General features: G+C 64.1%; 7 protein-coding genes. 4 read left to right on the forward strand and 3 right to left on the reverse strand.

The window, feature by feature from the left end:
* Positions 1-590: 590 nt before the first annotated feature.
* Both BST40_RS26085 and BST40_RS26090 read left to right on the forward strand, forming a co-directional pair.
* On the forward strand, positions 591-1,157 hold the full coding sequence (locus BST40_RS26085) for a hypothetical protein (RefSeq protein WP_083156208.1): 567 nt from the start codon (positions 591-593) through the stop codon (positions 1,155-1,157).
* Between the two features lie 288 nt (positions 1,158-1,445).
* Entirely contained in the window at positions 1,446-1,958 is a 513-nt protein-coding gene (locus tag BST40_RS26090; protein ID WP_089025313.1) for a hypothetical protein, read from the forward strand.
* 212 nt (positions 1,959-2,170) lie between these two features.
* Here BST40_RS26090 and BST40_RS30320 read toward each other — a convergent pair whose 3' ends face one another.
* A complete protein-coding gene (locus BST40_RS30320; RefSeq protein WP_158084040.1) occupies positions 2,171-2,326 on the reverse strand; it encodes a hypothetical protein in 156 nt (51 codons plus the stop codon).
* Positions 2,327-2,564: 238 nt separating this feature from the next.
* On the opposite strand from BST40_RS30320, the gene BST40_RS26095 reads away from it, so the two are divergent.
* On the forward strand, positions 2,565-5,825 hold the full coding sequence (locus BST40_RS26095; RefSeq protein ID WP_083156214.1) for a helix-turn-helix transcriptional regulator: 3,261 nt from the start codon (positions 2,565-2,567) through the stop codon (positions 5,823-5,825).
* Positions 5,826-6,449: 624 nt separating this feature from the next.
* On the opposite strand, the gene BST40_RS26100 is transcribed toward BST40_RS26095, so the two are convergent.
* Positions 6,450-7,538 carry an adenosine deaminase gene (locus BST40_RS26100; protein WP_083156212.1) on the reverse strand — a complete coding sequence of 363 codons (1,089 nt, stop codon included), beginning with the start codon at positions 7,536-7,538 and terminating at the stop codon, positions 6,450-6,452.
* The gene (locus BST40_RS26105) at positions 7,535-8,821 is read right to left on the reverse strand and encodes a thymidine phosphorylase (protein ID WP_075549898.1); all 1,287 of its coding nucleotides are present in this window, start codon (positions 8,819-8,821) and stop codon (positions 7,535-7,537) included. The genes BST40_RS26100 and BST40_RS26105 overlap by 4 nt, the downstream gene beginning before the upstream one ends.
* A 443-nt stretch (positions 8,822-9,264) precedes the next feature.
* On the opposite strand from BST40_RS26105, the gene BST40_RS26110 reads away from it, so the two are divergent.
* On the forward strand, positions 9,265-10,065 hold an 801-nt coding region (locus BST40_RS26110), incomplete at its 3' end, for a DUF222 domain-containing protein (RefSeq protein WP_425270709.1).

Raw genomic sequence — 10,065 nt, forward strand, 5'->3', positions numbered from 1 at the left:
TCACCAACTACATTGCCAGATCGCTACTGGAAACCGGTGGATTCAGACCCCAACTACACCCTCGATTGTGAAGAGCCCTTATAACCAAGAAGCCTGGTACTACAACACCTTGAAGGCCCAGCTCGAGCGCCAATTAGATGCGGCCAACGCACAATACACGCCCGCCAACGACGCCAAACGCACCGACATCCCATACTGGACACAACCCGCACCACAACAACCACACACGCCCAGCACCCAACCACAACCGAGCACGTCCCCAAGCCCAACTATCCGACCAGGCTAAGAAAATTGGTGAGGAAGTAAAGACGGTTCCGAAGGGTTCCGGGCAGCTCCAATCATTGGCGGACAAGGTAACTTCCCTGCACCTTGACCAGCAACAGGCTGCGGAGGCAACCGAGATTGCCGCTCAGACAGCGTTCGGTGAAACTGGAGGAATTGCCAACCCTCCCCGATGGAACAAAGGTCATATTACCAAAATACTTACCTCAGAAGGTCGCAATGATGGTGCACCCTGACGGATCGGTGACAGTGTTCAACGGCGACCTGACCGAATTCTTACCTTACCTGGGTCATTGACGGGAGACACGATGGATACAGCCGGGGTTCCTTCCATAGCCGAGTTTGAGGTGTACCTGCTCATGACGACGAAGCTAAGAATGGTCAATAAGGATGCCAGGTTACTGCAAGCTAAACTAGCCGAATTCGGGCTCTCCGTCAGCGACGCGGAAAGTACGCATAAGCGGGTCGGCGAGATTCTTGGTGACAATGACTCCTACTTTGGAAATATGAAGAAGCTACTCGGCATTGCGGACAACGGTGGTGCATCACTCGAATACAGCAGCATCTTGTGGCCTGGATTTGACTTCAAAGCCATCGCAGGTGAAGATGGAGTGCTCGAGTCGGCGCGGTATTGGCATACGAGGCGCGATTCGGGTAATGTCGATTCCCCGATCGGGCTGCCGGCTTGGAGCGTGGATATCACCGAGTTTTCAGAGCATTTTGGTCCGATGACCGGTGGTCAGAAATGGTCGCTGTTTGACAAAATTCTCCCTGGCCACGAGGAGTACGAATTCCAATGGGGCGGGGAGCGTTACGGTGCCGCATTCAGCTGGGGGCTGTTTCTGTGGGTAACGAAGTTGTGGCCTGTAGATTGAGGTATTCAAGGGTTCCATAAGAGTCGCGACAGTTTTCTATGATCTCGCCAACAATATCAGCGGCTCACGCAAGGTTCATCTGATCCGATTGTGACCTGACTTTACTCAATTTGACAAACCATTCGGAAGAGTGCGGCATCTCGATACGCTATTTCACCAGGAAACGCCGCCTGTGCGCCCGAGTTAGTCAGCAGTATGTGAATCATCAAATAACCCCACTAAAGGAATGAATAACTAGTGGATAGACCCTCGGTTGCCGCGATAATCGACTTCGAGGTGCACCTACTCATGACGATGAAGCTGAGAATAAAGATGTCGCATAAGGAAGACCAACTAGCGGCCAAAGTGGCTGACCATGGTCTGTCGGTCGACGATGCGGAACGTATACATGAGCGAGTCGCCGAAGCTCTCGGCGACGAAGCCTCTTATTTTGGAAATATGAAGAAGCTGCTGGGCATTGCCGATCAGGACGCTACATCAGTAGAGTACAGCAGCATACTGTGGCCGGGATTTGACTTCACTGCGATCGCTAGCGAAGACGGCTTCCTTGAGTCAGCGCGGTACCGGCATAAAAAGCGCAATTCACCTACCGCAGGTTCTCCGATCGGACTGCCTATCTGGAGCATGGACGTCGCCGAGTTCACAGAGCGATTTGGCCCTATGAACGGTGGTCGCCAGTGGCCCCTATTCGACAAGCTGCTCCCCGCATATGAAGAGTACGAATTCTCATGGGAAGGAGCGAGTTACGGTGCGGGATTCAGTTGGGGACTGTTCATGTTTTCTGCGAAGTCGTGGGATTAGACATCAAATAGGTATCGCATATTCTAACGTACCGTAAGAATTGAGGACCCTCGATCACACGGTGTGGTCGGTGGCGTAAGAAGGTACGTGTGCAGTTGAACGTCGGTTGACGGGCTTACCCGGATCTGGCGGGGCTCGCAGTTTACGAGAGCAACGCTGTCGCTCCGCAAAGCTGGAGGCGCGAATAGGGCCGCGAGGACGGGCGGCACTGATCAGAGCCGATACATCGCGCGCGCCATGCAGGCGTCCTCGAGGAACGAATAACGCTTGGGGGCGTACCGAGGCGATTGCGACCGGTTCCGCTGGTCGGGCGACAGGGCGCCAGCCTCGTCGCTGGGGCCACGATTCGACTTGGTGTGGTGCTTCATCGTCGGGGTTCCTTTCGACTTCTTTCTTGAAATCTGGACAATTCGACTGTCCTCGGTGGCGCGGCCGCGGCCATCGGCCGGAATGCGCAAATTTGCCCCGCGGGGGGTCGTACGTCGGCGGTCCGTAGCGACGCCACGTACGCCTTTTCGCTGAGATTTGCGGCTCGCTGCTGGTCGCGCTGGTTAGCATGAGCGAGATCGACCCAATGTGCGGACGTGCCTGGCATGGGACTGGAGCGTGGGCGAGTTGCTGCTTACCGGGACCGTGACGTTGCTGTTGGCCGACATCGAGGGATCGACCCGGCTGTGGCACACGCAGCCCGCACAGATGGCCGACGCGATCAAGCTGCTGGATCAAGCCGTTGACGAGGCCGTCTCTGTCCACGGCGGAGTACGGCCGGTCGAGCAGGGCGAAGGCGACAGCTTCGTGGCGGCGTTCGGGCGGGCCGCCGATGCGGTCGCCTGCGCGCTGCAATTGCAGCGGGCGCAATTGCCGCCGATTCGGCTGCGCGTCGGTATCCACACGGGCGACGTCCAGCTGCGCGACGACAGCAACTATGTCGGCCCCACGATCAACCGCGCGGCGCGGCTGCGTGACCTGGCCCACGGCGGCCAGACACTGCTGTCGGCCACCACCAGCGACATCGTCATCGACGAGCTCCCGGCCGATGCCTGGTTGATCGACTTGGGAAGTCAACCGCTGCGCGACCTGCCGCGCCCGGAACGGGTGGCGCAGTTGTGTCACCCCCAGCTGCGCAACGAGTTCCCTGCGCTACGCACTCCGAAAAGCATTGTGAACCAACGGCTTCCAGTGCAACTCACCAGTTTTGTGGGCCGCGAGCGGGAAATGGCCGAGGTGACCCGGCTGGTGACGGAAAACCGGCTGGTGACGCTGATCGGTGCCGGCGGCTTCGGCAAGAGCCGCCTGGCCATCCAAGTGGCGTCGCAACTGACGTCTGAGTTTCCCGACGGTGTGTGCTACGTCGATCTCGAGCCGATAACCGATCCCGATATGACGCCGATCCTGCTCGCTCGCGCGCTGGGTCTGTCCGACCAGTTGGGCCGGTCAACGGCCGATGCGGTGCTGCGCTACCTGGCCGAGCGGCAGATGCTCATTGTCTTCGACAATTGCGAACACCTGCTCGACGTGGGCGCCGGCCAGGTCAATGCGCTACTGCAGACCTGCCCCCGGGTGACGATATTGGCGACCAGCCGCGAACCGATCAAGGTGGCGGGCGAGCTGACCTGGCGGGTTCCGTCGCTGTCCATGGCCGACGCGACCGCATTCTTCACCGACCGTGCCCTGCTGGCCCGGCCCGACTTCGTCATCGACGACGACAGCGCCGCCATGGTGCGGCAAATCTGCCGCAGGTTGGACGGCATGCCACTGGCGCTCGAACTCGCCGCCGCGCGGGTGCGGTCGCTGTCGCTTTCGGACATCATTGCCGGCCTGGATGACAGCATCCGGCTGCTGACCGGCGGGGCACGCACCGCGCTGCGCCGCCACCAGACCCTGCGTGCATCGCTGGACTGGTCCTACGGGTTGCTCAGCGGGCCGGAGCGGATCTTGCTGCGACGACTCGGGGTGTTCGTCGGTGGCTTCGACCTCGACGCGGCGCTGGCGGTGGCCGGCTTCGGTGAGCTGCCGCGTCACCAGGTGCTCGATGAGCTGGCGCTGCTGGTTGACAAGTCGCTGATCTGGGCAGATAGCTCGCAGGGTCGAACCCGCTACCGGCGGCTCGAGGGTGTGGGCCAGTACGCGATGGAAAAGCTCACCGAGGCCGGCGAAACCGACGTCACCCGAAAGCGATACTGCGACCACTACATGGCGCTGGCGGCGCTGCTCGACAGCCCTGGGCGCACGGACTATCAGCAGCTTCTCGACCAGGCCGAAATCGAGCTGGACAACCTGCGGGTGGCGTTCCTGTGCTGCCGCGAATACTGCGACTTGGAGTCCGCGCTGGCGTTGACGTCATGGCTGCAGCCGCTGTGGCTCAGCCGGGGCCGTATCCGGGAGGGGCGAACCTGGTTCGAAACCATCCTCGTCGAGCCAGACGCGCACCATGGGCAGGTGAGCGCCGGGGTGCGGGCGCGAGCGCTGGCAGACAAGGCCGTGCTCGATATGTTCATCGACACCAGTGGCGGCAGCGTGGACGAGGCTCAACAAGCGTTGGCTATCGCTCGCGAAGTCGATGACCCGGCCTTGCTAGCACGCGCACTCACCGCCTGCGGTTCGACGGCCGGATTCAGTTACCGATCCGATGCGGCCCGAGAGTACTTCGCGGAGGCGACCGATATTGTCCGGGCCTTGGACGATCGGTGGACACTCAGCCAGATCCTGAGTTGGCAGAGCAATGCCGCCGTGGTATCCGGCGACACGATGACCGCGCGCGCCGCGGGCAGCGCCGGACGCGATGTGGCCGACGAGATCGGCGACCGGTTCGGCGCGCTACGGTGCCGGTTGAGCCTGGCGTTCGCCCAGCTGTGGCAGGGCGAGGTGGCCGGAGCCGTCGCGCAGTTCAGCGAGCTGGTGGAGCAGTCGTTGGAGGCCGACGCTGACGTCCTCACACCGCTCATCCTGAAGGGGTTGGGTGATGCGCACGCGTACCGCGGTGACGTGAGCGCCGCGTGGGCGGCGGGCGAAGCGGCGGTCGAAGGTGCCGGAGACGGCAGCGAGTACTTCCTCGGACTGGGCTATGCGACGTTGGCGATCGCGGCTTTCGCCGGCGGCGACATCGATTCCGCGCGCGATGCGAGCACAAAGGCGTGGCAGAACCTGAAATTGCAGCCGCATGTGGCGAATTATCTGCGCCCCACCAAAGCCCGGATCTCGTTGGCGAGCGGCGATGTCGCCGCAGCGCGACACTTCGCCGACGAGGCCGCGTCGGTGCTGTCGGGCTGGCATCTGGCGCTGGCGCTGACCAGCCGCGCCCGGGTGGCGATGGCACAGGGTGAGCCGGAACAGGCCGAGCGTGATGGCCACGACGCGCTGATGGCTGCAGTTCAAGCCTGCGCACACAATTGCGTTCCCGACATCCTCGACTGCCTGGCCGCCATGGCGGTCGGGCACGACAGCCACCGTGAGGCCGCCCGCCTGTACGGCGCGGCGGAGTCCATGCGGCGACGCCTGGGCACCAAACGGTTCAAGAGCTACGACTCCAGCCATGCGGACTCGTTGGCATTACTGCGTACTGCGTTGGGCAGCAAGGAGTTCGACAGCGCATGGGCAGAGGGCACCGCACTGTCCAGCGACGAGGCGATTGCCTACGCGCAGCGCGGACGCGGCGAACGCAGGCGGGCAGCGACCGGTTGGGAATCGTTGACGCCGGCTGAACGTGAGGTGGTCAGCCTGGTGGGCGAGGGCCTTTCCAACAAGGACATCGCCGCACGGCTGTTCGTTTCGCCGCGTACCGTGCAAACCCACCTCACGCACGTGTACACCAAGCTCGACCTGAACTCCCGGGTGCAACTCGCTCAAGAGGCGGTGCGGCATTCGTAGCGGCACCGCAAGCACAACACAGCGGCGAGCGAGCCCCGCATCCGGCGGTCACATCTTTCGCATGAGTCACTGCCTGCTGGCGTTGAGGCTAGGCGGGCTGACCGGTAGGTGCTTCGAGGGTAATCGTGGGACGGCGGTTGCCGGGCCGATGTGATTCGGACGGCGGACAACGGCTTCCAGGACGCTCATGCCTTTCCGAGGCCACAGAGCTGCCGGTTATCGACGTCTGCGGGCGCAGCACGCATGCACCCCCTTGACGTCTTTTTCCGCACGCCGATACTTGCAGCTTCGCTAAAGCCCTCTTGTCATGGCAGGTGTTCGGGGTCAACCGAGAAGGCTCACGTGCTCACCGGGTCGACTGTCATGCCGCGGTATCGAGTGTGCAATGACGGCTTTCAGTGTGCGTGCAGGGCGGGTACGCCACGATCTGCCCCGCCCGGACGGCACACTCGGCGCCATCAGCGCACACCCGGCGCCGCCAGCGCACACCCGGCGCCGGAGCGCAGCCCCACGACCGCTCCGAGCGACAAGGCGGGGATAACGAACCGGCCAACCCGTCGGCACTCTTGCGGCTGATGTGATGTCACAGTTGCGACCAACGCGGGGCTGCCAGACCCGCACCGACTACCCGATCAGCACCGCGAACCGCGGCTTGATCACCTCGTCGATGATCTCCAGCCGCTCGTCGAACGGAATGAACGCCGACTTCATCGCATTGATGGTGAACCGTTCCAGGTCACTCCAGCCGTAGCCGAAAGTCTCCACCAGGCGGTGCATCTCCTGGCTCACCGACGTGTCGCTCATCAGCCGGTTGTCGGTGTTGACGGTCACCCGAAAGCGGGCGCGCGCCAGCAGGTCGAACGGGTGCTCGGCAATGCTGGCCACCGCGCCGGTCTGAACGTTGGAACTCGGGCACAGCTCCAACGGAATCCGCTTGTCCCGCAAGATCGATGCCAACCTACCCAGCCTGACACCGCCGTCGGGGCCGACGTCGATGTCGTCGACGATCCGCACCCCATGGCCCAGCCGATCCGCGCCGCAGAACGCGATCGCCTCATGGATGGACGGCAACCCGAAAGCCTCACCGGCGTGAATCGTGAAGCGCGCGTTGTTGTCTCGCATGTATTCGAAAGCGTCCAGGTGCCGCGTCGGCGGGTGGCCGGCCTCGGCTCCGGCAATATCGAAACCCACAACTCCCTTGTCCCGGAACCGGATTGCCAGCTCGGCGATCTCCCGGGACACTGCGGCGTGCCGCATCGCGGTGACCAGACAGCGCACCTTGATGGACCGGCCCGCGCCAGCGCACGCCTTTTCACCTGCGGCGAAACCGGCAAGCACAGCGTCGACGACCTCGTCGAACGACAACCCGCGATCGATGTGCAACTCGGGAGCAAAGCGCACCTCGGCATAGACCACCGAGTCGGCGGCAAGGTCTTCCACACATTCGAAGGCGACCCGATACAACGCCTCGGAAGTCTGCATCACGGCCACGGTATGCGAGAACGGCTCCAGGTAGCGCTCCAGCGAGCCGCTGTGCGACCGGGTCCGAAACCACGTTGCCAGCGTATCGACGTCGGTGGCGGGCAGGTCGTCGTACCCGATCTGGCCGGCGATGTCCAGCACGGTCGCCGGGCGCAGCCCGCCGTCGAGGTGGTCGTGTAGCAGCGCCTTCGGTGCCTGCCGAATCATCTCCCACGTGAGCGCAGTGGTCATCGGGTGATCCGATCGATAATCAGGGGCCGCGGAGCCGGCCCGGCCTCCCCGACGCTCCAGCCACCGTCGAGCACGGCCAGCGCCGGGCCCAAGCGTCCGGGAGCGTCGGTGTATAGCGTGAACAGCGGCTCGCCGGCCACCACCGGCTCCCCGGGACGACGATGAATCCGTACCCCCGCCCCGTGCTGCACCCGGGCCCCCGGCCGGGATCTGCCCGCGCCGAGCCGCCAGGCCGTCAAACCCACTGCCATCGCGTCGATGTCGCCCATTGTGCCGCTCCGGCCGGCCGTCACGGTTTCCGAACACCGACCAATCGGCAACGGTTTCGACAAATCGCCGCCCTGAGCGGCGACCAGGCGGCGAAATCGGTCCATCGCGCTGCCGTCGCGCAGCGTCTGTGCCGGGTCGCGGCCGTCGATCCCGGCGAGTTGCAGCATCTCGCCGGCCAGCCGTACGGTCAGCTCCACGACGTCGGGCGGTCCGCCGCCGGCCAGCACTTCCAGGGCCTCGGCCACCTCCAGCGAGTTGCCGACCGTGCGACCCAGCGGCCAGTTCATGTCCGTCAGCAGGGCGCGAGTGGGCACGCCGTGCGCCTCGCCCAGGTCCACCATGGTGTGCGCCAGTTCGCGGGACTGTGCCTCGGATTTCAGGAAGGCCCCGGCGCCGACCTTCACGTCGAGTACCAACGCGCCGGCTCCCTCGGCCAGCTTCTTGCTCATGATCGAACTGGCGATCAGCGGCAGGGATTCGACGGTGCCGGTGATGTCGCGCAGCGCATAGAGCTTGGCGTCTGCGGGGGCCAACTCGCCGGCCGCGAAGATGGCCGCGCCGACGTCGCAAAGTTGTTGGCGCACCCGTTGATTGGACAGCGTCGCGGTGAACCCGGAGATGGATTCCAGCTTGTCCAGCGTGCCGCCGGTATGGCCGAGTCCCCGGCCCGCCGCCTGCGGCACCGCCGCGCCACAGGCGACGACGACGGGCACCAACGGCAGCGTGATCTTGTCGCCTACCCCGCCGGTGGAGTGCTTGTCCACGGTCGGCAGCCGCAGTTCGGCGAAATCCATCCGGGCACCCGAGACCAGCATCGCCGACGTCCATCTGGCGGTCTCGCCGGAGTCCATGCCGCGCCAGAAAATCGCCATCAACAAGGCCGACATCTGTTCCGGGGCGACCCGGCCGTCGGTGAAGGCCTTGATGACCCAGTCGATGGCGGCATCGGATAACCGACCACCGTCACGCTTGGTCCGAATTACCGTCGGCGCGTCGAATTCGACGTCCGTCAAGACGATTCCTCGGCCAGATCGGGTCCACCGACACGGGACGCGCCCAACCGGACGGCGGATACGCTCCGGTTGCTTCGTCGTTTACCTTGTCCCGCAGCAGCTTCCAGCAGCTCATCGTCGAGCACGCGATAGAGGGTACCTCGCCCGACGCACCCGACTTGCAGCCGTTCTCGTCGAATGCCCCGCTTCGGCAGATCGGCACCGCGGGTGACTACCTTCGCGGCGGGCAACCGCGATGGCCGGTCGGGGTATGCCGTTGGGCACAGTCGTTGCAATCCGTTGACGAGGACGGAGAAGGAATCGAACCTCGCGACGATGCCGCCGCTCCAGGGCTCGAAGCCGGCTCGGATGCTGGTCAGGTACCACGAGTAGGTGACCGGCTCCGGGGTTCTTGCCTTGCGGAGATCGGGCGGGCCGGAGTTGTCGGTGGTCGCTGCGATGATGTGGTTATGTCTTCGACCCGCCTCGTTGGGCTGTGCGCCGAGGCTGCCGAAGGAGCGTTTGGCGGTGTTGTTGCGGAGTTGTCGGAGTTGGCCGGTCAGCGCAATGCGATTGATGGGCGCATCGTGGAGATCGCCGCCGAGATCGATCGCGACGAGCTGTGCGGGATGACCGGTGCACGGTCGGTGGCGGCGTTGCTGGCCTGGAAGCTGGGCTCGTCTTCGACCAACGCCCACACGATCACCACGGTGGTGGGCCGGCTCGAGGAGTTCCCACGGTGTGTGGCGGGCATGCGGCAGGGTTGGTTGTCGCTGGATCAGGTCGGGGTCATCGCCGCTCGCGCCGGTGCGGGATTGGAGGAGCATTACCTGCAGCTGGCCCGGGTGGCCACGGTCAACCAGCTGCGCACCGCGGTCAAGCTGGAACCGCGACCCGAACCCGATGCTGGGCCGCAACCGCAGCCCTCGATCACCAAGACCACCGATGAGCAGTTCAGCTGTTGGCGGATCAGACTTGCCCATGACGACGCGGCGAAGTTCGACGCCGCGCTGGCCTCTCATCGTGAGGCGCTGATCACCGAGTGGAACCACGATCACGACACCGCCGCGGGCGCCTCAGATACCGCGCCGCCGGTGCCGAGCAACGTCGAGGCGTTCCTGCGGCTGGTCGAGACCGGCTGGGACACCGAGGCGACCCGCCGCCCCCACGGCCAGCACACCACGGTGCTGGTGCACGTCGATGTCAAGGACCGCATCGCCGCACTGCATCTGGGTCCGCTGCTGTCTGACGCCGAGCGCCGCTAC

It is taken from the genome of Mycobacterium persicum (genome assembly GCF_002086675.1).
GTDB classification, from domain to species: Bacteria; Actinomycetota; Actinomycetes; order Mycobacteriales; family Mycobacteriaceae; genus Mycobacterium; species Mycobacterium persicum.

Coding starts and splice junctions, on each gene's coding strand:
- BST40_RS30320 (WP_158084040.1), bottom strand. CDS start 2,326: ATGAAGCACCACACCAAGTCGAATCGTGGCCCCAGCGACGAGGCTGGC.
- BST40_RS26090 (WP_089025313.1), top strand. CDS start 1,446: ATGACGATGAAGCTGAGAATAAAGATGTCGCATAAGGAAGACCAACTA.
- BST40_RS26100 (WP_083156212.1), bottom strand. CDS start 7,538: ATGACCACTGCGCTCACGTGGGAGATGATTCGGCAGGCACCGAAGGCG.
- BST40_RS26085 (WP_083156208.1), top strand. CDS start 591: ATGGATACAGCCGGGGTTCCTTCCATAGCCGAGTTTGAGGTGTACCTG.